We start from the raw sequence: 26080 nt of genomic DNA, 5'->3' as shown, positions 1-26080 counted from the left end.
GCCACCCACACCGCCTACATGTACTCGACCTACGAGGAAGAGTGCGAGGCCGAGCCCACCGACAAGAAGAAGATCATGGTGCTGGGCGGTGGCCCCAACCGCATCGGCCAGGGTATCGAGTTCGATTACTGCTGCGTGCACGCCGCTTTGGCAATGCGCGAGGATGGTTACGAAACCATCATGGTCAACTGCAACCCTGAAACGGTTTCGACCGACTACGACACCTCTGACCGCCTGTACTTCGAACCGCTGACGCTGGAAGATGTGCTCGAGATTGTGGACAAGGAAAAGCCACACGGCGTGATCGTGCAGTACGGCGGCCAGACGCCGCTCAAGCTTGCGCTGGGCCTGGAAGCCGAAGGCGTGCCGATTATCGGCACCAGCCCCGACATGATTGACGCCGCCGAAGACCGTGAGCGCTTCCAGAAGCTGTTGGGCGACCTGGGCCTGCGCCAGCCGCCCAACGCCACGGCGCGTACCGAAGCCGAGGCTCTGGAAAAGGCCGCCACGCTGGGTTACCCCCTTGTGGTGCGCCCCAGCTATGTGCTTGGCGGCCGTGCGATGGAAATCGTGCACGAGCAGCGCGACCTGGAGCGCTACATGCGCGAGGCCGTCAAGGTGAGCAACGACTCGCCCGTGCTGCTGGACCGCTTCCTGAACGACGCCATCGAATGCGATGTGGATTGCCTGCGCGACCCCGAAGGCAAGACCTTCATCGGTGGCGTGATGGAGCACATCGAGCAAGCCGGCGTGCACTCGGGCGACTCGGCCTGCTCGCTGCCGCCGTACTACCTCAAGCAAGCCACCGTGGACGAGCTCAAGCGCCAGTCCGCTGCCATGGCCGAGGGCCTGAACGTGGTGGGCCTGATGAACGTGCAGTTCGCTATCCAGGAAGTGGATGGCAAGGACGTGATCTACGTGCTGGAAGTGAACCCCCGCGCATCGCGCACGGTGCCGTTTGTTTCCAAGGCCACCGGCATCCAGCTGGCCAAGGTCGCAGCACGCTGCATGGCGGGCCAGTCGCTGGCTTCGCAGGGCATCACCAAGGAAGTCACACCTCCGTACTTCAGTGTGAAGGAGGCTGTGTTCCCGTTCGTCAAGTTCCCTGGTGTGGACACCATCCTCGGCCCCGAGATGAAATCCACGGGCGAGGTGATGGGCGTGGGCAAGACCTTTGGCGAAGCCTTTGTGAAGAGCCAGCTGGGTGCGGGCACCAAGCTGCCGACTTCGGGCAAGGTGTTCCTCACTGTGAAGAACAACGACAAGCCCCGCGCGGTGGATATCGCGCGTCAGCTGGTGGAGCTGGGCTTCGATCTGGTGGCGACCAAGGGCACTGCTGCAGCGATTGCCGAGGCGGGTGTCCCGGTGGTGGTGGTCAACAAGGTTACTGAAGGCCGGCCGCACATCGTGGACATGATCAAGAACAACGAGATCGTGATGGTGATCAACACTGTGGAAGAGCGTCGCAATGCGATTGCCGATTCGCGCGCGATCCGCACCTCGTCCTTGCTGGCCCGTGTGACGACTTTCACGACCATCTTTGGTGCCGAGGCGGCCGTGGAGGGCATGAAGTACCTCGATAAGCTCGATGTGTACTCGGTGCAGGAGCTGCACGCCCAGTTGGCCACTTGATCGTGGCCTGGGGGTGGCTTGCCGCCCGGTAAAAGCGGCATAATCTGCCTTTGACCAGACACCGCCGCGCGGCAACGTGCGGCGGTTTCCTTTTGTAGATTGCCTTTTCACACTGCCCGGCCCGTCCGGGGTGTGACATGGCGGCTGACCGGTGGAAGTGCTTTGCGCTTTCACCGTTTTGATTTGTGGAGTCTCAACAAAATGGCCACTATTCCTATTACCAAACGCGGCGCTGAAAAGCTCAAGGAAGAGCTGCACCGCCTCAAGACCGTGGAGCGGCCCGCAGTGATCACGGCCATCGCTGAAGCGCGTGCGCAAGGCGATCTGAGTGAAAACGCCGACTACGACGCGGCCAAGGATCGCCAGGGCTTTATCGAAGGCCGCATTCAGGAGATCGAGGGCAAGCTCTCTGTGGCGCAAGTCATCGACCCCAGTGGGGTGGATGGCGGCGGGAAGGTGGTCTTTGGCGCTACGGTCGAGTTGGAGGATGAGGACTCTGGCGACACCGTGAAGTACCAGATCGTGGGCGAGGATGAGGCAGATCTGAAACAAGGCCTGATCAATATCTCCAGCCCCATCGCGCGCGCGCTGATCGGCAAGGAGGAGGGCGACACCGCCGAAGTGCAGGCGCCTGGCGGCATCCGCCGGTACGAAGTGGTGGCCGTGAGCTACCTGTGAACACCGCCGTGCAGCGGATGCGCCACCGTCTTCCCGCTCTGGTGGCAGCCCTCTGGTGGGGCAGTTTGACCACCATCGGCTTTCTGGTGGTGCCTCTGTTGTTTGCATACCTGCCATCCCCCAGCATCGCTGGCAACATGGCGGCCCGGCTGTTTGCTGCGCAGACTTGGGTGGCCGTGGCATGTTGCTTGGTGCTGTTGTTGATTTCCCGACCTAGGAATGCTGTAGCGCAGTACCCGTGGGCGCAGGGTGCTATGCTTTTTATACTGGGTGGCCTGCTTCTGGCATTGCTCAATCAGTACGGTGTGGCGCCTCGCATCGTGGCCCGGCAAGACCTGCGCCTGTGGCACAGCATGGGGTCCGTGATGTACGTGCTGCAGTGGGGCTGTGCCCTGGTGGTGTTTTGGCACACCCTGCGGCAGGAAACGGCCTTGACTGAGTCTGAAGGTGATTCGACCAGTGTCTGATGGCGCTTGCTGGGGCGATCCAGGATTGCCCTGGGCTTTTTGTACAGCACTAACTGGCTAGCGGGGGCTGCGCTGCCGTTGGTGACGCTGTAGCTGCTGTTTTCTATGGGCCTACTCGCGCCAGTGCTCAGCAACCCAGGTGGCGGGCCGGATATAGCGAAAGCGCCGGTTGCGCCGACCGGCCAGCGCGTCAGGTGGGTTGCATTCCCCGTGAAAAATCACGATGCGAGCCCCGGGGGGCACAAAGGGCGCCCGCCAGTAGTTGGTGGGCCAAGCCGGGATGCCGTGGTACTTGAAACTCGGGCACCATTCCGCAGGCCAGTAGGTGAGCTTGCCCTGGCGGTGCAGAAAGTCCGACAAATAGGCCTGTTCATTACGGAACTGCGCACGAATCTCTGCAAAATGCCCTCGAAAGTGCTCCAGCACATCGGGGTGCGCACCAAGCTCAAAGCGGTACACGGACGAATTGCCGGTAATGCGCCAGGGGCGCTTGTAGTCGTGGATGATCAGGAATTCGCCGGGCTGGGTGAAGAAATCATCCAGCGATCCGGTGATCACGACGTCCACATCGAGGAACAGGGCCGTGCCTTTGAGGCCATGCAAGTCCTGGCTGAAGGTGGCTAGCTTGGTCCACCCCCGCTCGGGAATGCCGGGCGGCAGATCGAGTGGGGGGATGGGCAGGCATAGCACCTCGCTGCGTATGCCGGTGCTGTCATCCGTGAGGCAGACAAAGCGGAACTCGCCGCTCAGGTGCCGACGGACCATGGCGTAAAGCCGGTTGACATACTCGGGGCCGTATTTCGTGCCCCACTTCATGCAGAGTATGTGGCGGACAGGCGCCGCGCCGGCCGGGGCTGCAGGTGCTGCCGCGCGGTCCATCAGTCCGCCTGGCGTTTCTTGATGGACTTTTGCTTGGGCTTGGCGCGCTTGATCTGGCCACCCGATGTCAGGCGCTGGTTGCCCAGCACGCGCAATTGTTTGATTTCAGGGCGTTGGCCGCCCCGTTTGCTGAATTTGAGCACCTTGACGTCGCGTGGGCCGGGCATGCGGTCTTCGTCCACCGCTTTGGCCTTGGCGGGCATGGGGCGCCAGAGCACCAGCAGTTTGCCAATGTGCTGCACGGGAGCGGCGTTGAGTTCGGCGGCGAGTTCTTGGTACATCAGCTCACGCACCGCGCGGTCGTCGCCGAAGACACGGACCTTGATGAGCCCGTGGGCATTGAGGGCGGCGTCCACCTCTTTTTTGACGGCGGGAGTCAGGCCATCGCCGCCGATCAGGACCACGGGGTCCAGGTGGTGGGCATTGGCGCGTTGTTCCCGGCGCTCGGCGGGAGTCAGTTGAATTTGGGGCATGGGCCGTATTATCGAGGCTGAAAGAAAAAAGTAATGAAAGTCAAAACCCAGAGCAAGAAGGTCAACAAGGCGTGGCTCAACGACCACGTCAACGACACCTACGTCAAATTGGCCCAGAAGGAGGGATATCGCGCGCGCGCTGCCTACAAACTCAAGGAGATTGACGAGCAGTTGGGCCTCATCAAACCGGGCTACACGGTGGTGGACCTGGGCTCTACCCCGGGCGCGTGGAGCCAATACCTGCGTCGGCGCCTGTCCCCCACGGGTGCGGCTGCAGGGCAGCTCAATGGCGCCATCATCGCGCTGGACATCCTGCCCATGGAGCCAATCGAGGGCGTGACCTACCTCAACGGCGATTTTCGTGAGCCCGATGTGCTGGAGCGCCTGGAGCAGGCGCTCGATGGCCGTGTGGTGGATGTGGTGGTGTCCGACATGGCTCCCAACCTGTCTGGTATCGGGTCGGCCGATGCAGCCCGCATTGCCCACCTTGTGGAACTGGCTGTGGATTTTGCTTGCAACCATTTGAAACCGGATGGGGCGCTTGTGGTCAAGCTCTTTCATGGCAGTGGATACAACGATCTGGTGACCTTGTTCAAGCAAACCTTCAAGGTGGTCAAACCGCTTAAACCCAAGGCCTCGCGCGATAAATCGTCAGAGACCTTTCTCGTGGGCATGGGGCTCAAGAAGGCGGTCTGAATCGCCTTGCCTCCGGTCAAGTATTCGTTTAATTTGGCAGCAAAGCCCGCGCTGATCCCATGGCCGTCAGTGGGAATATGGGTGGCCCGGCGGGTTGAAAGACCTAAAATGGGCCGCACATGTGCCGTGACGGCAGTGTGTCCGTTTTCTGTTCCCCGCAACTGGAGCCCCGCTTGAACAATCAGTGGTTTTCAAAAATTGCCGTATGGCTGGTCATCGCCATGGTGCTGTTCACGGTGTTCAAACAGTTTGACACCCGCACTGGCGCAAGTGCCGGACACATCGGCTATTCCGAATTTCTCGACGAAGTCCGGAACAACCGCATCAAGAGCGCGACAATCCCCGAGGGCCTGAGCGGCGGTGAAATCGTGGCGATCACTACCGACGAGCGCAAGATCCGCACGAACGCCTCGGTGCTGGACCGGGGCTTGGTGGGTGACCTGCTTAACCACAACGTCAAGTTCGACGTGAAGCCCCGTGAAGAAGGCTCGCTTCTCATGACTTTGCTGGTCAGCTGGGGTCCCATGCTGCTGCTGATTGGCGTGTGGGTGTACTTCATGCGCCAGATGCAGGGTGGCGGCAAGGGCGGGGCGTTCAGCTTCGGCAAGAGCAAGGCGCGCATGCTCGACGAGAACAACAACCAGGTCACATTCGCGGACGTGGCGGGTTGTGACGAAGCCAAGGAAGAAGTCAAGGAAGTCGTGGACTTTCTGAAGGACCCGCAGAAGTTCCAAAAGCTTGGCGGTCGCATTCCGCGTGGCCTGCTGCTGGTCGGCCCTCCAGGTACCGGCAAGACCCTGCTCGCCAAGTCCATCGCGGGCGAAGCGAAGGTGCCATTTTTCAGCATCTCGGGTTCGGACTTCGTGGAGATGTTCGTTGGCGTAGGCGCCGCTCGTGTGCGTGATATGTTCGACAACGCCAAGAAGAATGCCCCTTGCATCATCTTCATCGATGAAATCGACGCCGTGGGCCGTCAGCGTGGCGCTGGCCTGGGCGGTGGTAATGATGAACGCGAGCAGACGCTGAACCAGATGCTGGTCGAGATGGATGGTTTCGAAACGAATCTGGGCGTGATCGTGGTGGCTGCGACCAACCGCCCAGACATCCTGGATGCGGCTCTGTTGCGCCCGGGGCGCTTTGACCGGCAGGTGTATGTGACGTTGCCAGACATCCGTGGCCGCGAGCAGATCCTGAACGTGCACATGCGCAAGATCCCGGTCGGCCAGGATGTGGCCCCAGCGATCATTGCCCGTGGCACTCCTGGCATGAGCGGTGCTGATCTGGCTAATCTATGCAACGAGGCTGCGTTGATGGCAGCCCGCCGCAACGCTCGCACCGTGGAAATGCAGGACTTTGAGAAAGCCAAGGACAAGATTCTCATGGGCCCCGAGCGCAAGAGCATGGTCATGCCTGAGGAAGAGCGCCGTAACACGGCCTACCATGAGTCTGGTCACGCCCTCATTGGAAAACTGCTGCCCAAGTGCGACCCAGTGCACAAGGTCACCATCATTCCGCGTGGCCGTGCCCTTGGCGTGACGATGAGCCTGCCCGCTCAAGACCGTTACAGCTATGACCGTGAATACATGCTCAACCAGATCAGCATGTTGTTTGGTGGTCGCATCGCTGAAGAGGTGTTCATGAACCAGATGACCACTGGCGCCAGCAACGACTTCGAGCGTGCCACGCACATTGCCCGTGACATGGTTACCCGTTATGGCATGACTGATGCTCTCGGGCCTATGGTCTACGCCGAGAACGAAGGCGAAGTGTTCCTGGGCCGCTCGGTGACCAAGACCACGACCATGAGCGAGCAGACCATGGAAAAGGTGGACATGGAGGTGCGTCGCATCATCGACGAGCAGTACAACCTGGCCCGTCGCCTGATTGAAGAGAACAGCGACAAGATGCACGCCATGGCCAAGGCCTTGCTCGAATGGGAAACCATCGATACCGAGCAACTGGACGATATCATGGCTGGCAAGGAGCCCCGTCCACCCAAGGACTGGACGCCTCGCACGCCTCCTTCCTCGGGTGGCGACAATTCCAGCGGTGGCACTCCTGCGGTGACTACGGACACCGCGCCCACGGTGGCCTGAGGGTTTGCCAGGTTCAACCGGTGCTACGGGGCCTTGTGCCCCGTTTTTTCGTTGTGGTTGAGGCTGTTGTGCTTCTTCTCCTGCGCTTTCAGGTTTTGCGCAAACCCGCCAAATTGACCGGCTCCACTGGCTTCCTTGTAGCGATTTCATGATCTGGCAAACCTCCCGTTTTTCTATTGACCTGGAGCGGCCAAAGGTCATGGGCATCGTTAATGTGACGCCGGATTCCTTCTCTGATGGCGGGCGCCATGGCTCCACGATCGCGGCGTTGCGGCACTGTGAGCAATTGCTCAAGGACGGAGCCGATATCCTGGACATCGGGGGGGAGTCCACCCGTCCAGGCAGTCCGGCTGTGCCTCTGGATGAAGAGCTGGCCCGTGTGGTGCCGCTGGTGCGTGAGGCGGTTGCGCTGGGTGTCCCGATCTCTGTGGATACGTACAAACCTGCCGTGATGCGAGCGGTGCTGGATATGGGGGCTGATATCGTCAACGACATCTGGGCTCTACGGCAGCCCGGCGCTTTGGCCGTGGTGGCATCCCACCCGCAGTGTGGTGTCTGCTTGATGCACATGCACAGAGACCCGCGGACCATGCAGGTCGCTCCAATGACGGGAGACGTGGTGCTGCAAGTGCTATCGTTTTTAGATCTGCACGCGCATAATCTGCTGGCCCAGGGGGTCAAAAAGGACCAAATTCTCCTGGACCCGGGCATCGGCTTTGGTAAAACGGTGGAGCAGAACTTTGCCTTGCTCGCACAGCAAGATGTCTTGCTTGGGGCCGGGTATCCACTGCTGGCGGGCTGGTCGCGCAAGTCGTCGTTGGGGGTTGTGACTGGGTTAGATGTAGATCAGCGCATGGTGCCTAGTGTGGCTGCTGCTTTGCTGGCGGTAGATCGAGGGGCTTCGGTGGTGCGTGTGCATGATGTGCGGGAGACGGTCGCGGCGCTGGCAGTATGGTCGGCCATGCAGTAGGGGAACCCAAAGGGCGGCGCGTGGGGTATTGATGAAGGCGGCCGTACTGGCCAACAAGCTGGGATGGAGAGCTGTCCCGATGTACAACTAGATCGACACGAGGAGACGCAGCAACATGACGCGCCAGTACTTTGGAACCGATGGCATCCGTGGCACGGTGGGGCAGCCGCCTATTACGCCGGATTTTGTGTTGCGCCTGGCGCATGCAGTGGGGCGTGTTTTGCGTCAGACGGAGGAGCGACCCACAGTGTTGATCGGCAAGGACACCCGGATTTCTGGCTACATGCTGGAGAGTGCGCTGGAGTCCGGCTTCAATTCCGCAGGCGTGGATGTGGTGCTGCTTGGGCCGCTGCCGACACCTGGTGTGGCCTACCTGACCCGTGCCCAGCGGGCCAGTCTGGGCGTGGTCATCAGTGCGAGCCACAACCCTTATCCTGACAACGGTATCAAGTTCTTCAGTGCGCAGGGCACCAAGCTTTCCGACGCCTGGGAGCTTGCCGTGGAAGAGTCACTGGCCCAGCCTCCAGTATGGTCCGACTCAGCCAGCCTGGGCAAAGCTCGGCGGCTGGACGATGCCGCAGGGCGCTACATAGAATTCTGCAAGAGCACCTTCCCACAGGATTTAACTCTTAGGGGGTTGAAAATCGTAGTGGATGCCGCTCATGGCGCGGCCTATCAAGTGGCTCCCAAGGTGTTTCACGAACTGGGGGCCGAAGTCCTGTCGATCGGGTGTGCCCCTGATGGCCTGAACATCAACCACGAAGTGGGCGCCACGCACCCGGACGCCCTGGTTCGTGCTGTGCGCGCCAACCGGGCCGACTACGGAATAGCGCTTGATGGCGATGCGGATCGTCTGCAGGTCGTGGATGCTACAGGGCGTTTGTACAACGGCGACGAGTTGCTGTACCTGATGGCAATCGACCGCATGGGTCGTGACGAGCATGTGCCTGGCGTGGTTGGTACCTTGATGACCAATATGGCCGTGGAATTGGCCCTGCAGTCCCGGGGTGTGAAGTTTGTACGTGCGAAAGTGGGTGACCGCTATGTGCTTGAGGAGCTGGCGCGCCACCACTGGGTGCTGGGGGGGGAAGGTTCTGGCCATCTACTGGCGCTAGATCGACACACCACTGGCGATGGCCTAGTGAGCGCCTTGCAAGTGCTGCAAGCCTGCGTACGCAGCGGCCAGACGCTGGCCCAACTTCTGGGCGCGGTCACGCTGTACCCCCAGGTGCTGCTCAATGTCCGCCTGGCCCCGGGCCAGGACTGGAAGTCCAACCGCCTGCTGGCGGACACGACGCAGGCCGTTGAGCGCGATCTGGGGGCTTCCGGTCGTGTGCTCATCCGCGCCAGTGGCACGGAGCCGTTGCTGCGCGTGATGGTGGAGGCCCGGGATTTGCAAATGGCGAGCTCCTGCGCACAGCGGCTGGCCGATGCGGCCCGGGCAGGCTGAAAGTTAGACTCTGGCGCTAAACCCTGCGCGAGCATCTTTTTTCCGGTCGTCAACCCGCAGGAGTGATCAATGACGCTGACCCTGCACTCCATGCCCCGTATCACCGTGCGCGCAGTGGACTACGCCAATCCGCGTGACGCGGCCGCGCTGCTGGAGTTGCTCGACAGTTACGCGCAGGATTGTGCAGGCGGTGGCAAGCCCTTGCAGGCCTTGGTCAAACAGGGCCTGGTTCAGGTATTGCACAAGCGGCAGCCCTAGGCGTTCAGTGCAATGACTTGGTCGGAGGGGGCCGTCTCAGCACCCGAAGCCGAGGTAGCCGTGGGGCTGGTCAACTGTTTCGAAGGATTCTCGACCTTCGCCTGCAAGCCCCTTGTAAATGTGCACGAACTGCTGAATTGAGATGGGCTAGTGCTCTGTCAGAGAAAACTGGGGCACTCAGACCAACGCCCTGCCTTCGGGGGTGCGGCTTAGGTGCTTGCGCATGAACACTTCCAGATCAGCGGCGGGCAGCGGTGCGCTGAAGTGGTAGCCTTGGGCTTCATCACACCCTTGTGCCAGCAGAAAGGCCAGCTGGCATTCCGTCTCGACGCCCTCGGCTGTCGTGCGGATACCTAACGCCTGCGCCATGCGTATGATGGCGCTCACTATAGCGCGGTCGTTGCTGTCATTGCCCAGGTCGCGCACGAATGACTGGTCTATCTTTAGCTTGAAAATCTGGAAGCGTTTGAGCTGACTCAGTGACGAGTAACCTGTACCAAAATCATCCATGGACATGCGCACACCTCGTGCATGCAACTGGTCCATCGTCGCTACAGCGGCATGTGGATCATCCACAGCCACACCCTCGGTCAGTTCCAATTCCAACGAGTCAGGTGGGAGGTCAAATTCTGCCAGCATGCGGCTGACAAGTTCGGGTAGCTGAGGTTGGCGGAACTGTATGGCGGAGAGGTTCACTGCCATTGTGAGCCTAGGGAAGCCACAGGACCGCCAGGCCTTGAGTTGTGTTAGCGCTGTGCGCAGCACCCATTCTCCAATCTGAAGGATCTGCCCGCTGTCTTCGGCGATGGGAATGAATTCTGCGGGCGAGACCTGCCCCAGTTGCGGGTGCTGCCAGCGCAGCAAGGCCTCCACACTGCGAACATTACCCGTGGCTAGGCTCATCTGGGGCTGGTAGTGCAGTCGGAACTGGTCGCGCTCCAGGGCGCGGCGCAGGGCGTTTTCCAGCTGCAACGCGCGCACCGACTGGGCCTGCATTTCAGGTGTGAAGAAGCGGAAGGTGTTGCGGCCATCAAGCTTGGCGCGGTACATGGCCACGTCGGCAGACTGGGTGAGCGTGTCGAAGTCGCAGCCATCCTGCGGGAACAAGGCCACGCCCATCGACGGGGCCATGGTCAGTTCGTGGTGATCTATCTGGTAGTGCTGGCGCGATGCTTCTTGTAGCTTGCCTGCCACCCGGGCCGCGCCATGGGCATTGGCGCCTGGCAGCAGCAAAATGAACTCGTCCCCGCCGAGGCGCGCCACAGTGTCTTTGTTGCGCACCACAGCGCGCAGCCGTTTGGCAATCTCCACCAGCAGGGTATCACCCACGCGGTGGCCCAGCGAGTCGTTCACGTGCTTGAAGTGGTCTAGGTCCAGGAAGATCACGGCCAGTGGCGTGTTGTGTTCCTGGGCCACCTGAATGGCCTGTTGGGCACGCTCGGCCAGCAGTGCGCGGTTGGGCAGGCCAGTGAGCGCGTCGTAGTGAGCCAACCAATAGATGCGCTCCTGGTCGGCCTTGCGGTCGTTGATCTCGCGGTGAAGGTTGTCTACCGTTTCGCGCAGCTCGCGGGTGCGGTCCTGCACCTGTAGTTCCAGTTCCTCGTGGGCGCGTGCCAGCGCCGCTTGGGCCAGTTTGCGCTCGGTGATGTCCATCGTGATCCAGATGGAGCCCTGCGATGGGTCGGCGGGGTCGATGGACTTGCTGCGGACCTCGCAGATCACAGGCGTGCCATCCTTGCGGCAGAGTTCCACTTCGCCCTCGTAGGATTGCCCGGATGCCAGGCCAGGGTAGCAGCGGTTGCCCACCTCCTCCCAGGCTTCGTCGCTGGCATACCAGCGGCGCGACGAACTGCCCATAAGTTCGCCGGGCTGGAACCCCAGCATTTGCTCGAAGTGGCCGTTGCACCGGGTCAGACGCCTATCGCGCAGAAACACAATCCCCACCATGGCGCTGTCGAACAGCAGTTGTTTTTCGCGTTCTGCAGCGCTGAGTGCGGCCTGGGCGCGCTTTTGTTCATCGATGTCGTCGAGGATCCAGATAGAGCCTTCGGTGGTGTCGTGTGGATTGATGAGCCTGCCCGTGAGGCTGCCCCAAAAGAGCTTGCCATCGCGGCGGCGCAGCTGGCGTTCCACTCGGAAGGACTGCCCCTTAGCCAACACAGGGTACGCTGAGCGAGCCAGGTCGCGGAATGCTTCGCGGTCAGGATAGAAGGCCTCGGTGTTGAGTCCCACGAGGCGCGCAGGGCTGGGGTAGCCAAATATTTCGGCGTACCGTTGGTTGCAGCGGACCACACTGCGCTGGCGCAGGAAAACGATACCTACCCCCGCGCTGTCGAGCAGGATTTGTTGTTCACGCAGGGTGCGATGCAGTGGGGGATCAGTAGCTACTCCAGGACGCTGCAATTCCGGAGCGCTGTACAGCGGGGACATAGAGACCAGTACGCGGGCGGCAGGGCCAGACGTGGCCTCAAAAAAATTGTGCCAAAGTGTAGCAGCGCCAACTTACAACCCTACTGCAGATATGCCTCGAGAGTAGAGGTAGGCAGGTCGGTGTAGTCAGTTGCTAAGGTGCAGATGTGAGCCGGCCTCGAACTCATCTGCGGACAGAGGGCGGCTGAAAAGATAGCGCTGGCCTTCTTCGATGCCTTGTTCTCGCAGGAATTCGAGTTGACCCACAAACGACTAGCCTGTCAAAAGTGAATCGCCCCTGCCGACCTAGTTGGTGATGGATTGGGCAGTGACGCGGAACTCACGCGAGAGCGGCGCTGGCGAGCGACCCTATTGCACGCGCTCGAACATCGCGATTCCTTCAACGCAAAGTGTGATTTGTCTACGTAACTACGTCAACTCCATGCGGCCAAAAAGCCAGTAGCGGGCTGTGGGAGGGGGCGGTGCGGCACGGTGCGGTTGTCTGAATCGATTGTGTAAGCCCAGAGGTTGCGCAGCACCCGTTGCGAAGGACTTCTTTGTCATAGCGTTGAAATGCTGCGGACATGATGTCGTCATGCGCCAATTCCACACTCGCAGCCAGGGAAAGTAATCCCCGAGCGGCTGGCGGCTCCAGTCGGCCCCGTCCTCAAAGAAAGAGACGTTGCAACATGAATGAATTGTCCCGCCTGACCTTTGCTCCCTCTACCGATACCTTCGGGGCCGGTGTTTCCCATCGCCCTGTAGATTTGCCTGGGACCGCGAAGTCTGACCAGAATCGAGGGGCTGTTGAGGTCACGTGGGCAAGGCATCTGGATGAGGTGCGTGCGGCGCAGCGACTCCGGTTCGACGTTTTTGCCGCAGAGATGGGCGCTCGATTGACGACCCCCATCGCAGGCCATGATGTGGACCTGTTTGATGACTATTGCGAGCACCTGCTGGTGCGCGATGCTCAGAGTAGGCAAGTCATTGGGACTTACCGTGTGCTCACGCCCGCGCAGGCCAGGCGGGTGGGTGGGACTTACAGCGATACCGAATTTGACCTGACGCGTTTGCGCACCCTGCGCCCCCGCATGGTGGAGCTTGGCCGAAGCTGCGTGCATCCCGATTACCGCCATGGTGGTGTGATCATGGCCTTGTGGAGCGCCCTGGCAGATTTCATGGTGCGCAACCAGCTCGATACCATGATTGGCTGTGCCAGCATCCCCATGCTGCACAACGGTGTGGTCAGTGGGGATGCAGCTGCGAGCATCTGGCAGCAGGTGCGAAAGACCCATCTTGCCGCAATTGAATACCACGTGCTGCCGCGTTTGCCCTTGCCTGTGGAACACTTGGATAGCTCTATTGCCGTGGAGCCTCCAGCTCTGATCAAGGGCTATCTGCGCCTGGGTGCGCGCGTGCTGGGCGCTCCCGCCTGGGACCCCGATTTCAACACCGCAGACCTGCCCATGTTGATGCGGCTGGCAGACCTGCATCCCCGCTATCGCAAGCACTTCCTGGGGGTCTGATGCGCGCCGCGTTCGACGCACTCGGCCCTTGGCTGCATCAGCCCCTGGAGCCGGATGAAGCCGAGCCCGATACTCTCCTTTCTACCAGCGGGCTGCACCGGTACCGCGCCGTGTTTATTTCCGATCTGCACCTCGGCACACCTGGGTGCCAGGCCGTGGCCCTGCTGGACTTTCTCAAGCACCACCCCAGTGATCACTTGTATCTTGTGGGGGATATCGTGGACGGCTGGCAGTTGCGACGCAAATGGTTCTGGCCACAGACCCACAACGATGTGGTTCAGAAGCTGCTGCGTCGCGCGCGCAAGGGGTGTCGGGTGGTGTTTGTACCGGGCAACCATGATGAATTTGCGCGAGCGTTTGCAGGTCACTCATTTGGCGGCATCGAGGTCGTAGCGGATGTAGTGCACATCACTGCCGATGGTCGCAACCTCTGGGTTACGCACGGAGATCATTTTGATGGCGTCATCCAGTGCGCAAAGTGGCTCGCTTACCTGGGTGACAACCTGTATGAGTTCACGCTCAAGCTCAATCGCCACCTCAACACACTGCGCGCACGCATGGGGCTGCCATACTGGTCGCTGTCGGCTTACCTCAAAGGCAAGGTGAAGAAGGCCCTCAACTACGTGACGGACTTCGAGGTTGCCGTGGCCACAGAGGCGCGCCGCCGTGGTCACGATGGGGTGGTGTGTGGCCATATCCATCGGGCAGAAATGAGGGAGATTGGGGGTACGCTTTACTGTAACGATGGCGACTGGGTGGAAAGCTGTACAGCCCTAGTGGAGCACCTGGACGGTCGGCTCGAATTGATGCAGTGGCCTGTTAGGCCTTTGCGCAGCACGGCATCCCCTGCGAAAGCCGGAGTTATTGCATGAAACTCGCATTGCTGACAGATGCGTGGCTGCCCCAGGTCAATGGGGTGGTCACGACTTTGCTGGAACTGGTGCGAGAGCTGGAAGTGTTGGGGCATGACGTGCAGGTGGTGCATCCAGGGCTATTCAAAACCCGGCCCTGTCCGGGCTATGCGGGCATTAATCTGGCAGTGCGTCCGGGTCAGTTGGTGACCAAGATGCTGGATGCCATGCAGCCCGACGCAATCCACCTAGCTACTGAGGGGCCGTTGGGCTGGGCTGGGCGCCGCTATTGCCTGCGGCGAGGGCTGGCGTTCACGACCGCGTTTCATACCAAGTTCCCCGAAATTCTCAACGCGGCGCTGCGTGTTCCCCTGTCATGGGGGTATGCGCTGTTCCGGCATTTTCATCGGCCTTCGTCCGGCGTTATGGTGCCCACACATGGCGTGTTGCAGATGCTGGAGCAACGGGGCTTTCGTAATCTGCGCCCGTGGACACATGGCGTGGACACGCAGGCTTTTCCGTTCCATGGCGCGGCCTGTCCTAGCCCGCTGACCGGGGCTTTGGCCCACCCGGTGTCCTTGTATGTGGGGCGAATCTCCTACGAGAAAAACATTGAGGCTTTTTTGCTGTTGGACATGCCAGGCACCAAGGTGGTGTGTGGCGTAGGGCCGCTGGAGGCGCGGCTCAAGGCAAAGTACCCGCAGGTGCGCTGGCTGGGCATTCTGGACCGCCCGGCGCTGGCCCAGGTGTACGCAGCGGCCGATGTTTTTGTTTTTCCCAGTCGCTCAGAGACTTTTGGACTCGTGATGCTGGAGGCCATGGCCTGTGGGACCCCCGTGGCGGCTTTTCCAGTGGATGGCCCTATGGAAGTGCTGGGGGCGCATCTGGGGCGGGCTCCCCGTGGTGGCGTGTTGCATGACAACTTGCTGACGGCCAGTCAGCAAGCACTGGCAATTCCACGCTCCGAGGCGCGCAGCCGTGCCCTAGACTTCACCTGGGCCCAGGCTGCGCAGTTGTTTCAGCAATACCTTGTACCTGCCCGCAGTGCGGTTGTGACAGGTTTTGCGGCTGTCACAAAAAATGTCACATCATTGTCATCTGGTCGTTAAATACTGGGGCCATCCTGCATTTGTTGCGTTTGCGTATCCATGTTGCCCTTGCCTCCCAATGTTGCTGTTTCCTTGCAGCGTGAGTGTTCAGACGCTGCGGCAGACGCATCCCAGGCGCCGCTGCCCGATGAAGGGGGTGCGCCAGCGTTGACCAATGACGGGGCACCGTCAGCCATGTTCCTCGACCGCGACCACAGCATCCTGGCGTTTAATGAGCGGGTTTTCGATTGGGCCGTGCGTACGGATGTGCCGCTGCTGGAGCGTCTACGCTATTTGTGCATCGTGTCGTCCAACTTGGACGAGTTCTTCGAGGTGCGCGCCGCGCCTCACATCACTGCTGCCAAAAAGGGCGAAACCAAGGGGCTCTACACCGTAGGCTCTTTCGAAGCACTTTCAATCAGGGTCCACGATCTGGTGGAGCGGCAGTACACCCTTTACAACGACGCCCTGGTGCCGGCGTTTGCCCAGCAAGGCATTCGTATTGTCGGCCATGGGGATAGAACACCCGAGCAGAAGCGCTGGGTGCATGACTACTTCGTGCGTGAAGTACGTCCTTTACTGATTCCTGTGGGTCTGGATCCTGCGCACCCCTTCCCGCAGGTTGCCAACAAATCCCTGAATTTCATCGTTCGTCTCAAGGGGCGTGACGCTTTTGGGCGCGAAAACGAAATAGCTATTGTGAAGGTGCCTCGTGCGCTGCCGCGCCTGATCCGAATGCCTGCGAAGGTGGCGTCCGGCGAGGCGCTGTTCGTCAGCTTGTCGAGCATTATCCGCTCGCACCTGGGGGACCTTTTTCCGGGCCGGGAAGTCACGGAGTTTTCGCAGTTTCGCGTCACACGCCACTCCGATTTGGCGCTGGATGAGGAGGATGTGCGCAACCTGCGTACCGCGCTTCGTCAAGGGTTGCAGCACCGCCACTACGGGCAGGCCGTACGGCTAGAGGTGTCAGCCGGCTGCTCGAAATTTTTGTCGGATTTTCTGCTGGCGCAATTCGGCCTTCCGGCCGCCGCCTTGTACCGCGTTCATGGTCCTGTGAACTTGGTGCGGCTGACGCAGCTGGTGGATCTGGTCAACGACCCCGCGTTGTTGTTCCCGGCCTGGAGTTCGTCATGGCCACACCAGTTGCAGCCCGGCGTGTCCATCATGGACCAGTTGCGCCAGCGGGACGTGTTGATTCACCAGCCCTTCGAGAGTTTCGATGGTCTGCTGGCCTTCTTGCGCGAAGCAGTAAACGATCCGCGGGTGTTGGTCATCAAGCAGACCATATACCGCACGGGCGCCGATTCTGAGCTTATGGATCTATTGTCCGAGGCCGTGCGCCGAGGCAAGGAGGTCATGGCGGTTGTGGAACTGAAGGCGCGTTTTGACGAAGAAGCCAACATCAACTGGGCCGAAGCACTGGAGTCGATTGGTGCTCAGGTTGTGTATGGCGTGGTAGGGCTCAAGACGCATGCCAAGATGCTACTTGTCACGCGCAGGGAGGGGCGGCAATTGCGGCGATATGGGCATCTCTCCACAGGGAACTACAACGTACGCACAGCTCGGCTGTACACCGACCTGAGCTACCTGACAGCCGATGAGGAAACCACGGCCGACATGGACGGGGTATTCAACCATCTAGCCAGCCAGAATCGCCCGCCCAAGCTGCGTAGGCTCATGTTGGCGCCTTTTCATCTTCACCGCCGCATGATCGACAAGATCGAGCGGGTCGGGCAGGCTGCAGTTCGGGGCGAGGATGCACGGATCGTCGCAAAGATGAACGCCCTCACTGATGAGACGTTGATTCGTGCGCTGATCCTTGCGGGGCAGCGCGGAGCGCGCATTGACCTCATCGTGCGCGGTGCCTGCATGTTGGCCGCGCAGGTGCCAGGCGTCACGGACAACATCCGCGTGCGCTCGGTAATTGGCCGTTTTCTCGAACACACGCGTGTCTTCTATTTTCGTGCGGGGGGGGAGGAAGACCTGTATCTGTCCAGTGCTGACTGGATGAACCGCAACATGATGCGCCGTGTCGAGCTGGCCTGGCCCATCACGGACCCTGGTTTACGCCAGCAGATCGTGGACGAATGCCTGGTCGCCTATCTGCATGATGACCGCGACGCCTGGACCCTCAACGCGCGTGGCACCTACGACCGAGCGCCGCACCCCGTGGGGGGGCTGGGCGCACAGAATGCCTTGATGGTGCGCTATGGGCCTGCTGCGGCCCTTTCCCGGGTTGAGCAAAGGGCGGCGTGATGGATCTGATACTGTGGCGTCACGCTGAAGCAGAAGAAGCTCCGGACGGCAGCGATGATCTGGCGCGGGCTCTGACCTCCCGGGGGGAGAAGCAGGCTGCGCGCATGGCCGCATGGCTGGATCGGCAGCTGCCAGAAGGGCTGCGCGTGCTGGCTAGTCCTGCACGGCGGACCGAGCAGACTGCCAACGCGCTAGGACGTAAGTTCAAGATGCGTGCGGAACTGCTTCCCGGCGGAAGCGCCCAGGATCTGCTGGAGCTGGCCCAGTGGCCTCGCGCCAAGGGCGCGGTGCTGGTCGTTGGACACCAGCCTGTGCTTGGTCAAGCCATTGCCCAGTTGCTGGAGTTGCAGGCTGCCGAATGTGCCGTTCGCAAAGGCGCCGTGTGGTGGTTGCGCCAGCGCCAGCGGCTGGATCGGAGTCAGACGGTGCTGCTGACAGTGCAATCGCCGGAGTTTCTCTAGCACGTGCTGCGAGAGGATGTAGCTGTGGGCGGAGCCCACATTCGCTCTCGCTCTTCCTGCGGCTGAACGAACGTTCTTGCCTTACTTGCGGGATTTTGCGCTGGCCTTTGCTGCCGGCGCGGAAGCGGATGCTGAAGCCTCTGCCTTCGGACGTCCCGTCTTGATGGAGGGCACGGCCTGCAACACGCTGCGCAGCGCAGTGTCAGACAGGCCTGCCAGCACCTTGAGGCCTGCGCGCAGCAATTCGCTCTTCTTGACCGGCTGGGCCAGTGTGGCGGCGCGCTGCTTGAGCGTTTCGATCACTGCATACTCATCCTTGGGGATGGTGAAGCTGTCGCGGACCAGCTTTGGCTTCTTGGCCTTGACTTCCTTGGTTGTCTTTGTGGTGATTGGTGCGGCAGCTTTGGGGACTTTGGGTGTCACAGGCTTTTGGGCAGCAGGGGCCTGCTTTGCTTCGGCTTTTTTGATCGGCTTCTTTGTTGTGGTGGCTGCTGGTTTTGGGGACTTGATTGCTTTGTCCGGTTGTACAGCCGGGGCGGATGCTGCCGGTGAAGCTGGAGTGGTGGGTGCGGAGGGGGCGTTGGTCATGGCAATAAATCAATAAACGGTATAAACAGTTTATATAGTTTATTGTCGATCCCTACGGTAGGTCAAGGAGCAGCTCCCAAGGCGTTTTTTGCCAGGCCTGTGCTTCTTCGCGCAGAAGGTGTGCGGACTGTGGGTAAGCGGTGGCCCATCCGGCCCGTGTGCGGGCGTGAAAGCACTGCCCATTGCTCTGTAGAACCAAGCCTGTGGTGTCTGGGTCACGGCGAGCGTGGCACAGGGCCACCGCAAGCCTAAGACAGAGCAGTTGCAGCACGAAGATGGGGTCATCCAAGTTCATACCGAGCTTGCGAACTTTGCCACGCTGCCCTTGCACGAGCACGCCTAGTCGGTGAAGCTCGGGCACTGCAAAGCCTGCGGCATCGGTATTGTCGAGGATGTAGGCGCCGTGGCGGTGAGAGTCGCTGTGTGAGATGAGGCAGCCTATCTCGTGCAGGCGGGCTGCCCAATCTAGCTTGCGAGATGCGCGCTCACTGCCCTGGGGGGCTGCTTGGTCGAACAACGCGCAAGCCGTGCGCGCAACCCGCTCTGCATGCTCCATATCCACTCCAAAGCGCTGCATGAGCCCGTTGACGGTGGTGGTACGCAGGTCGGTTTCGGGTTGTTCGCGGTCGAGCAGGTCGTAGAGGGCGCCTTGCCGCAATGCGCCTTGCGCCACCTGCATTTCGCTGATCTCCAGGAGGTCAAAAATGGCGCGCAGCACACTGATGCCGCCCCCGATCACTGCGCGCCGCTCTTCTTTCAGTCCTTCCATGCGGAGGCGGTCGGCGCTTTGTGCGCGCAGGATGCGGTCGTGGAGCCAGTTCAAGCCGTCGCGCGTGATGAGTCCTTCGGGGCCGCCTGCTGCGGCTAGCACATCTCCCACGGCGCCTGCGGTGCCCGAAGATCCATAGGCAACCTCCCAGGCGTCGGGTCGGAAGGTCGCCAGGGCCTCATCCAGCACCGCCTTGGCGGCAATTTCTGCTGCCAGGAAGGCTTGGGCAGTGAATTCGCCATTGGCAAAGTAGCGCTGGGACCAAGCCACACTCCCTACTCGGAACGAGGCGACCGCATGCGGTATGAACTGCTGGCCGAGGATAAATTCGGTGGAGCGTCCTCCGATATCCACAACCAGCCGCCGTTCATCCGATTGCGGCAAAAGCCGCGCCACGCCCTGATAGATGAGGCGGGCTTCTTCGGGGCCAGACACCACGTCGATTGGGTAACCCAGCACTTCGCTGCCGCGCGACAGGAATTCTTCACGGTTGCGGGCTTCCCGCAGGGTTTGCGTGGCCACAGCCCGGACCTGGGCCCGCGGGAAACCGGCCAGCCGCTCGCCAAATCGCGCCAGGCATGCCCAGCCCCGCTCCATGGCTTCTTGCGTCAGGTTCCTCTCCTCATTCAACCCGTTGCCTTGGCGCACGGTCTCCTTGAGGTATTCCACCCGTTGTATGTGACCGAACTCATAGCGCCCGATTTCAAGGCGAAAGCTGTTGGAGCCGAGGTCTACTGCGGCGAGGCGTGTGCCGTTCTGCATCTGTTTTTTGTGAAAGCGTCTTGCGGCATGGTACCGCGAGCTTTTGATGGGCTGGGGCTGTAAATCCCCTGCCAGCCGGAGAAAGGGCATTTTTGAAGGTCAAAGTATCCGCTCTATTTGTGACAAAAAGGTGACGTCGGTCAGGCGTGCGTTTCCGCTTTTGTGGCAGCTGTCTGAGGGTGGCCATTTGTGTCACTGAACTGTCATCTTTGCCCCCTAGAGTTCAGCCTGTTCCTGTCAACCCTAGCCAAAAGGTACTGAATAATGAAACGCACATTTCTCAAAACTGTCGCTGTAGCCTTGGCCTCTATGGCCGTCGGCGGTGCCTTCGCGGCGGATATCACCGGTGCGGGTGCGACCTTTCCGTTTCCCATGTACGCAAAGTGGGCTGAGGCCTACAAGAAAGAAACGGGGACGGGTCTGAATTACCAATCCATCGGTTCTTCCGGTGGCATTCGCCAGATCCGCGCCAAGACCGTCGCTTTTGGTGCCACGGATGCCCCAGTGTCCGGAGCAGACCTTGACAAGGATGGCATGGTTCAGTTTCCCGCCATCATTGGCGGCACGGTGCCCGTGATCAACCTGGATGGTTTCAAGCCTGGCGAGCTTCGTGTGACCGGCCCCGTGCTCGCCGAAATTTTCCTGGGCAAGATCGCCAAGTGGAATGATGCCAAGCTGTCTGCATTGAACCCAGGCAAGACCCTGCCCGACCAGAGTATCACCGTGATCCACCGCGCAGATGGTTCCGGCACCACCTTCAACTGGACGGACTATTTGTCTGTTGTCAGCAAGGAGTGGGCAGATTCCGTAGGTAAAGGTGCTGCTGTGAAGTGGCCGGCTGCGTCGTCGGTAGGTGGCAAGGGCAACGAAGGTGTGGCCGCCAACGTGACCCGCGTGAAGGGTGCCGTGGGTTATGTGGAATACGCCTACGTCAAGAAGAACAACATGAACTTTCTGCAGCTGCAGAACGCCGACGGCAAGTATGTGAGCCCGGACGACGCCACGTTTGCCGCTGCTGCCGCCAGCGCCGACTGGTTCAGCGTGCCTGGCATGGGTATTTCGATGGTGAATGCCAAGGGCGCCAACAGCTGGCCGGTCAGCACGGCCTCCTTCATCCTGATGTACAAGGACCCCGCCGATAAGGCCCAGTCGGCCGAAGTGCTGAAGTTCTTTGATTGGGCGTTCAAGAACGGCAAGGGCATGGCCGCAGAGCTGGACTATGTGCCCCTGCCCGACAGTCTGACCGCCGAGATTCGTTCCAAGGTGTGGTCGCAAATCAAGAAGTAAGCAGTCTGCTCCAAAATAGCGCCCATCGGTCGGCCTGGCTGGCCGATGGGCGCTGGTTTGTGGGGCCTCCAGAAGCCAGATGGGAGTCAACATGAGCGTGGGAACCACCATGAGTTCACAACCCGCGTCTGTCAAAGTGACGGGCGCCCCCACTAAGTCGATGGTGTCGATTGCCAAGCGGCAGCGACTTCAGGATATTTTTTTCCATCGGCTGACCCAGAGTCTTTCTTTGCTGGTGCTTGCCGCGTTGCTTGGCATCATCGTCTCACTCTTTATCTACGCGTGGCCAGCTTTTCACAAGTTCGGAGTCCAGTTCATCTGGCGCGTGGAATGGGATATCGTCAATGAGGAGTTCGGTGCTGCGATTGCCATCGTGGGCACCCTGGTCAGTGCGGGCATTGCGCTGCTGATCGCTGTACCGCTGGCCTTTGGTATCGCCCTGTTCCTCACCGAAACCTGCCCGGTGTGGCTGCGCCGCCCGCTGGGCACGGCGGTGGAACTGCTGGCGGCCGTGCCCTCCATCATCTACGGCATGTTCGGCCTGTTCGTGTTTGCCCCGCTGTTTGCCGACTACTTCCAGATGCCTGTGCAGAAACTGCTGGGCTCCATGCCGCTGGTGGGTTTCCTGTTTGGTGGCAGCACCAATGGTTTTGGCATCCTGGCAGCGGGCATCGTGCTCGCCTTTATGGTGTTGCCTTTCGTGGCGGCTGTGATGCGCGACGTGTTCGAGATCGTGCCCCCCATTCTGCGCGAGTCGGCCTATGGCCTGGGCTGCACGACCTGGGAGGTGGTTCGCCGCGTGGTGCTGCCCTACACGCAGAAGGGCGTGATTGGCGGCGTCATGCTGGGCCTGGGGCGCGCACTGGGCGAGACCATGGCGGTGACCTTTGTGATCGGCAATGCCAACCGCATGCCCACTTCGCTGTTTTCACCAGGTACCTCCATCGCTTCGACACTGGCCAACGAGTTTGGCGAAGCGGCGGATTTCCACCTCTCCACGCTGTTTGCCCTGGGCTTCTTGCTCTTCGTGATCACCTTTGTGGTGTTGTCGGCCGCCAAGATCATGCTGCTGCGCGCCGAGAAGGCCAAGGGCCTCTGAGCCACCATGAAACCCTCTATCGAGACAAGCTCCATGGAATTCAACCAACAACTCTATAAAAAGCGCCAGCGCTCCAATGCCATCGGGCTGACCCTGTCCCTGGGCGCCATGGTGCTGGGCCTGTTTGTGCTGCTCTGGATCCTGAGCGTGCTGCTGACTAACGGCTTCGCTGCGCTGGACTGGAACATGTTCACCCAGTCCACGCCAGCCCCGGGTTCGGAAGGCGGAGGACTGGCCAATGCTATCGTGGGCAGCCTGTTGATGGTGGGCTTCACCGTGCTGGTGTCAACCCCTGTCGGCGTGCTAGCCGGTGTGTACCTGGCCGAATACAGTGACCGGAGCAGGGTGGCGGAGCTGACCCGGTTCGTGACCGACATCATGCTGTCTGCCCCCTCCATCGTGCTGGGCCTGTTCGTTTATGCGATTGCGGTGGCCACGGTGGGCAACTTCTCTGGCTGGGCCGGAAGTCTGGCGTTGTCTCTGATCGCCGTGCCTGTGGTCGTGCGTACCACCGAGAACATGCTGCGCCTCGTGCCCGGTAGCTTGCGCGAAGCCGCCTTTGCCCTTGGGGCTCCGCGCTGGAAGGTTTCCACCATGGTCACCCTGCGCGCTGCCCGCAGCGGCGTGATGACCGGCCTGCTGCTGGCTGTGGCCCGCATCAGTGGTGAAACTGCACCCCTGTTGTTCACGGCGCTCAACAACCAGTTCTTCAGCACCAACATGAATGCGCCCATGGCTAACCTGCCTGTGGTGATCTTCCAGTTTGCTTTGAGCCCCTACGAAAACTGGGTGCGCTTGGCATGGGGCGGCGCGCTGCTCATCACGCTGTCGGTGCTGATCCTCAACGTCGTGGCGCGGGTGTTCCTGCGCGAGAAGAACCGCGTCTGACCCAACCCGGGACTCCCACTGCAGACACTGACAAGACAGTCTCCAATTTCAGGAATCGACAATGAACGCCACCGCTACCGCTACCGCTCCTGCCAGCAAGAATGCGCTGGAGCTGCGCAACCTGAGTTTTTTCTACGGCAAGTTCCAGGGCCTGCGCAACGTGAGCCTCAATATCGCCGAACACAAGGTCACGGCCTTCATCGGGCCATCGGGCTGCGGTAAGTCCACGCTGCTGCGTACGCTCAACCGCATGTACAGCCTGTACCCCGGCCAACGCGCCGAAGGCTCGATCAACTTCTACGGCCAGGACATTCTGGATCCCAAGCAGGACATCAACCTGCTGCGCGCACGAATCGGCATGGTGTTCCAGAAGCCCACGCCGTTTCCCATGTCCATCTACGACAACATCGCGTTTGGCGTGAAGCTATACGAAAGCCTGAGCAAGAGCGAGATGGATGACCGCGTGGAGTGGGCGCTGTCGAAAGCCGCGCTGTGGACCGAGGTGAAAGACAAACTGCATCAAAGTGGCCTGTCGCTGTCCGGCGGCCAGCAGCAGCGCCTGTGTATCGCACGCAGCGTGGCGGTGAAGCCCTCGGTGCTGCTGCTGGATGAGCCTACCTCGGCCCTGGACCCGTTGTCTACGGCCAAGATTGAAGAGCTGATCGATGAGCTCAAGCACGATTACACGATTGCCATCGTGACCCACAACATGCAGCAGGCAGCGCGCTGCAGCGACTACACAGCATACATGTACCTCGGCGAAATGATCGAGTTCGGTGCGACCGAGCAGATATTCTTCAAGCCCGAGCGCAAGGAAACAGAAGACTACATCACTGGCCGTTTTGGCTAAGAAGAAGGAGGCACGCCATGCCCGATAAGCATCTTTCGTCTCAGTTCGACAGCGAACTCAACAGCGTCTCCGCTCGTGTCATGGAGATGGGGGGGCTCGTAGAGTCGCAGATCCGACAGGCGGTCTACGCCTTGTCCCAGTTCAGCCTGGAGGCGGTGGAGACTGTTGCTTCGATGGAGACCCGCATCAATGCGATGGAAGTCGAGATTGACCAGGAGTTGTCCTCGATCATCGCCCGCCGCCAGCCCACGGCGCGCGACCTGCGCCTGCTGCTGGCCTTTTCCAAGGCCACGGCCAACCTCGAACGCATGGGGGACGAAGCCAACAAGATGGCGCGCATGGTGCGCTCCATCATCGAGAGCGGTGCTCCGCGCTCGCTGCCATCGAGCGACCTGCGCACGGCCGCTGAGCTGGCCTCGGGCCTCCTGCGCAAGACGCTGGATGCGTTTGCTCGTCTGGACGTCAAGGCTGCTGTTGCCATCCTCAAGGAGGACGACCTCATCGACAAGGAGTTCGACGGCTTCGTGCGCAAGCTCATCACATACATGATGGAAGACCCCCGCACCATTTCGCCAAGCCTTGACCTGCTGTTTCTAGCCAAGGCGATAGAGCGCATCGGAGACCACTCCAAGAATGTGGCCGAGTTGATCATCTATCTGGTCAAGGGCAAGGATGTGCGCCACACTGCCCTCGACGAGATCGAGTCAACCGTGCTGTAAGACTAAGGCGTTGGCATCGTTATGAGAAAACTCCCCCGTGTCCTTATCGTGGAGGACGAACCCGCAATTGCCGAGCTGATTGCCGTCAACCTGCGCCACAACGGATTTCAGCCCTTCTGGGCAGAAGACGGCGATTCCGCCCAGCGCGAGCTTGATGCAGTGCTGCCTGACGTCATCCTGCTCGACTGGATGCTGCCCGGGCAGAGTGGCCTGTCGCTGGCCCGCAAATGGCGTGCAGATAGCCGCACCAAGCCCATCCCCATCCTCATGCTCACCGCGCGTGGCGACGAGCCAGACAAGGTGGCGGGTCTGGACGCCGGTGCCGATGACTACATTACCAAGCCGTTTTCCACGCAGGAACTGCTGGCCCGCATCCGTGCAGTGCTGCGCCGCCGCGCGCCCGAGCAGGTGAGTGATAGCGTGACAATTGGCGAGCTAGTGCTGGATGCCGCGACCTACCGTGTGTCCTTCCAGGCGCAGCCTCTCAAGGTGGGGCCTACAGAATTCAAGTTGCTGCACTTCTTGATGAAACACGCCGAGCGCGTGCACAGCCGCTCGCAATTGCTGGACAAGGTGTGGGGCGACCACGTGTTCATTGAAGAGCGCACGGTGGATGTGCATGTGAAGCGCCTGCGCGAAGCGCTGGGCGGCGCGTCGGTGATGGTGGAAACCGTGCGGGGCGCGGGCTACCGGCTCACGGCACAGCCACAGGTGCAATTGCAGCAGGCCTGAGACGGGGTGAACGCACCCGGCATGCCCGCGCCCCGGGCGGACCGGTGCCTTGCACGCTGTCCAGGCTGGCTTTCCTTGTGTTGTAAACGGGGCGCACACGTTGCGCCCTGGGTGTTTTTGAAAAGGCTTTGCTGAGCGCATGCTGTGGCGAATAACTTATTTCCTGCTCTGGCAGATTGCGGGCGGGGGACTGGGC

The 26080-nt window shown here is 60.7% G+C and carries 24 protein-coding genes; 19 read left to right on the top strand and 5 right to left on the bottom strand.

Annotation, left to right across the window (positions count from 1 at the left end):
- From carB to DBR12_RS08585, 3 genes are all read left to right on the top strand, one after another.
- The coding region (gene carB, locus DBR12_RS08595; RefSeq protein ID WP_108616871.1) for a carbamoyl-phosphate synthase large subunit at positions 1-1632 on the top strand (1632 nt) is incomplete at its 5' end.
- Positions 1633-1833: 201 nt separating this feature from the next.
- Positions 1834-2310 (top strand): transcription elongation factor GreA, encoded by a 477-nt coding sequence (gene greA, locus DBR12_RS08590; RefSeq protein ID WP_094287859.1) that lies wholly within the window; start codon positions 1834-1836, stop codon positions 2308-2310.
- Between the two features lie 17 nt (positions 2311-2327).
- Complete coding sequence (locus DBR12_RS08585) at positions 2328-2777, top strand: DUF4149 domain-containing protein (protein WP_108616870.1); 450 nt, start codon at positions 2328-2330, stop codon at positions 2775-2777.
- 111 nt (positions 2778-2888) lie between these two features.
- Here DBR12_RS08585 and DBR12_RS08580 read toward each other — a convergent pair whose 3' ends face one another.
- Both DBR12_RS08580 and DBR12_RS08575 read right to left on the bottom strand, forming a co-directional pair.
- Positions 2889-3656, bottom strand: a complete 768-nt coding sequence (locus tag DBR12_RS08580; protein ID WP_108616868.1) for a glycosyltransferase — start codon at positions 3654-3656, stop codon at positions 2889-2891.
- Entirely contained in the window at positions 3656-4129 is a 474-nt protein-coding gene (locus DBR12_RS08575) for a YhbY family RNA-binding protein (RefSeq protein ID WP_108616867.1), read from the bottom strand. The genes DBR12_RS08580 and DBR12_RS08575 overlap by 1 nt, the downstream gene beginning before the upstream one ends.
- Before the next feature lie 33 nt (positions 4130-4162).
- Here DBR12_RS08575 and DBR12_RS08570 point away from each other — a divergent pair, with 33 nt between their 5' ends.
- From DBR12_RS08570 to DBR12_RS23545, 5 genes are all read left to right on the top strand, one after another.
- The gene (locus tag DBR12_RS08570; protein ID WP_108616866.1) at positions 4163-4825 is read left to right on the top strand and encodes an RlmE family RNA methyltransferase; all 663 of its coding nucleotides are present in this window, start codon (positions 4163-4165) and stop codon (positions 4823-4825) included.
- 173 nt (positions 4826-4998) lie between these two features.
- Complete coding sequence (gene ftsH / locus DBR12_RS08565) at positions 4999-6921, top strand: ATP-dependent zinc metalloprotease FtsH (RefSeq protein WP_108616865.1); 1923 nt, start codon at positions 4999-5001, stop codon at positions 6919-6921.
- 148 nt (positions 6922-7069) lie between these two features.
- Entirely contained in the window at positions 7070-7891 is an 822-nt protein-coding gene (folP, locus tag DBR12_RS08560) for a dihydropteroate synthase (protein ID WP_108616864.1), read from the top strand.
- Positions 7892-8006: 115 nt separating this feature from the next.
- Positions 8007-9341, top strand: a complete 1335-nt coding sequence (gene glmM, locus DBR12_RS08555; RefSeq protein ID WP_108616863.1) for a phosphoglucosamine mutase — start codon at positions 8007-8009, stop codon at positions 9339-9341.
- 69 nt (positions 9342-9410) lie between these two features.
- On the top strand, positions 9411-9599 hold the full coding sequence (locus tag DBR12_RS23545; RefSeq protein WP_108616862.1) for a hypothetical protein: 189 nt from the start codon (positions 9411-9413) through the stop codon (positions 9597-9599).
- 177 nt (positions 9600-9776) lie between these two features.
- Here DBR12_RS23545 and DBR12_RS08545 read toward each other — a convergent pair whose 3' ends face one another.
- Positions 9777-12029: a bifunctional diguanylate cyclase/phosphodiesterase gene (locus DBR12_RS08545; RefSeq protein WP_108616861.1), complete on the bottom strand. Its 2253-nt coding sequence runs from the start codon at positions 12027-12029 to the stop codon at positions 9777-9779.
- Positions 12030-12697: 668 nt separating this feature from the next.
- On the opposite strand from DBR12_RS08545, the gene DBR12_RS08540 reads away from it, so the two are divergent.
- The 5 genes from DBR12_RS08540 to DBR12_RS08520 all read left to right on the top strand — a co-directional run bounded on the left by DBR12_RS08540 (position 12698) and on the right by DBR12_RS08520 (position 18190).
- A complete protein-coding gene (locus tag DBR12_RS08540; RefSeq protein ID WP_108616860.1) occupies positions 12698-13534 on the top strand; it encodes a GNAT family N-acetyltransferase in 837 nt (278 codons plus the stop codon).
- Entirely contained in the window at positions 13534-14406 is an 873-nt protein-coding gene (locus DBR12_RS08535) for a UDP-2,3-diacylglucosamine diphosphatase (protein WP_108616859.1), read from the top strand. The genes DBR12_RS08540 and DBR12_RS08535 overlap by 1 nt, the downstream gene beginning before the upstream one ends.
- Positions 14403-15494, top strand: a complete 1092-nt coding sequence (locus DBR12_RS08530) for a glycosyltransferase family 1 protein (RefSeq protein WP_108616858.1) — start codon at positions 14403-14405, stop codon at positions 15492-15494. The genes DBR12_RS08535 and DBR12_RS08530 overlap by 4 nt, the downstream gene beginning before the upstream one ends.
- A gap of 174 nt (positions 15495-15668) precedes the next feature.
- The gene (gene ppk1, locus DBR12_RS08525) at positions 15669-17729 is read left to right on the top strand and encodes a polyphosphate kinase 1 (protein ID WP_108616857.1); all 2061 of its coding nucleotides are present in this window, start codon (positions 15669-15671) and stop codon (positions 17727-17729) included.
- Positions 17726-18190 carry a histidine phosphatase family protein gene (locus tag DBR12_RS08520; protein ID WP_108616856.1) on the top strand — a complete coding sequence of 155 codons (465 nt, stop codon included), beginning with the start codon at positions 17726-17728 and terminating at the stop codon, positions 18188-18190. Before ppk1 ends, DBR12_RS08520 begins: the two co-directional genes overlap by 4 nt.
- Positions 18191-18271: 81 nt before the next feature.
- On the opposite strand, the gene DBR12_RS08515 is transcribed toward DBR12_RS08520, so the two are convergent.
- Positions 18272-18778 carry a hypothetical protein gene (locus DBR12_RS08515; RefSeq protein WP_199226661.1) on the bottom strand — a complete coding sequence of 169 codons (507 nt, stop codon included), beginning with the start codon at positions 18776-18778 and terminating at the stop codon, positions 18272-18274.
- Between the two features lie 52 nt (positions 18779-18830).
- Complete coding sequence (locus DBR12_RS08510; RefSeq protein WP_108616855.1) at positions 18831-20309, bottom strand: Ppx/GppA phosphatase family protein; 1479 nt, start codon at positions 20307-20309, stop codon at positions 18831-18833.
- A gap of 264 nt (positions 20310-20573) precedes the next feature.
- Between DBR12_RS08510 and pstS the strand changes: the two genes are divergently transcribed.
- The 6 genes from pstS (at position 20574) to phoB (ending at position 25884) form a co-directional block, all read left to right on the top strand.
- Positions 20574-21596: a phosphate ABC transporter substrate-binding protein PstS gene (pstS, locus tag DBR12_RS08505; RefSeq protein WP_108616854.1), complete on the top strand. Its 1023-nt coding sequence runs from the start codon at positions 20574-20576 to the stop codon at positions 21594-21596.
- A gap of 109 nt (positions 21597-21705) precedes the next feature.
- Positions 21706-22695 carry a phosphate ABC transporter permease subunit PstC gene (gene pstC / locus DBR12_RS08500; RefSeq protein ID WP_369861418.1) on the top strand — a complete coding sequence of 330 codons (990 nt, stop codon included), beginning with the start codon at positions 21706-21708 and terminating at the stop codon, positions 22693-22695.
- Between the two features lie 33 nt (positions 22696-22728).
- Entirely contained in the window at positions 22729-23583 is an 855-nt protein-coding gene (gene pstA, locus DBR12_RS08495; protein ID WP_108616852.1) for a phosphate ABC transporter permease PstA, read from the top strand.
- Between the two features lie 61 nt (positions 23584-23644).
- Positions 23645-24433: a phosphate ABC transporter ATP-binding protein PstB gene (gene pstB, locus DBR12_RS08490; protein ID WP_108616851.1), complete on the top strand. Its 789-nt coding sequence runs from the start codon at positions 23645-23647 to the stop codon at positions 24431-24433.
- Positions 24434-24450: 17 nt separating this feature from the next.
- A complete protein-coding gene (gene phoU / locus DBR12_RS08485) occupies positions 24451-25152 on the top strand; it encodes a phosphate signaling complex protein PhoU (RefSeq protein ID WP_108616850.1) in 702 nt (233 codons plus the stop codon).
- Positions 25153-25173: 21 nt separating this feature from the next.
- Positions 25174-25884 (top strand): phosphate regulon transcriptional regulator PhoB, encoded by a 711-nt coding sequence (gene phoB, locus DBR12_RS08480; RefSeq protein ID WP_108616849.1) that lies wholly within the window; start codon positions 25174-25176, stop codon positions 25882-25884.
- Positions 25885-26080: the final 196 nt, after the last annotated feature.

Origin of the sequence: Acidovorax sp. HMWF029 (assembly GCF_003060895.1) — a bacterium.
GTDB lineage: Bacteria > Pseudomonadota > Gammaproteobacteria > Burkholderiales > Burkholderiaceae_C > Acidovorax.
The sequence above is the reverse complement of the archived record's forward strand: the minus strand, read 5'-3'. Positions and strand labels throughout refer to the sequence as shown.